Below are 467 nucleotides of genomic sequence, written 5' to 3'. Positions count from 1 at the left end.
TGGTGTGAGTACAACACGCTGGGCCAGCCCTACCTGATCCCGCGGGACGGCGACGGCATCCGCAACCCGGAGACGCAACTGCTCTACCTGAACGTAATCCCCCGGGTGACGACGACGCTGACGGACGACTTCGCGTTCCTGAGCCGCTTCACGGACCGGAACTACAACCCCGGAGCTCCGCAGTTTGACCAGACGCTGGACGACGGCAACGACATGGACGGCACGGACGACGACAACGGCAACGACAACATCGACAACGATGTGTACGCCGCCGACGACAGCCGCGGAGCGTTCCGCTACGTACAGTTCGTGAAGATCTACGACGAGGTGGCCCCGGTCATCGAAGCGGATGAGCCCGAAGAATGCTTCGGCGGTACGAGCGTAACGTGCACGGCCGACCTGACGCTGACCTTCACGGCGGTAGACGAGTGCTCCGACGTTGACGTGACGCTGCAACTGGACGCGAA

At 63.0% G+C, this 467-nt stretch carries 1 protein-coding gene; it reads left to right on the top strand.

Translation table 11 applies throughout. From position 1 onward, the window contains the following. Positions 1-467 (top strand): hypothetical protein (locus H9S92_RS14025; protein ID WP_187467330.1); only part of this gene is annotated, 467 nt, incomplete at both ends.

Source organism: Neolewinella lacunae, assembly GCF_014349155.1.
GTDB classification, from domain to species: domain Bacteria; phylum Bacteroidota; class Bacteroidia; order Chitinophagales; family Saprospiraceae; genus Neolewinella; species Neolewinella lacunae.
Note: the sequence above shows the minus strand (reverse complement) of the source record. Positions and strands in the feature narration are given on the sequence as shown.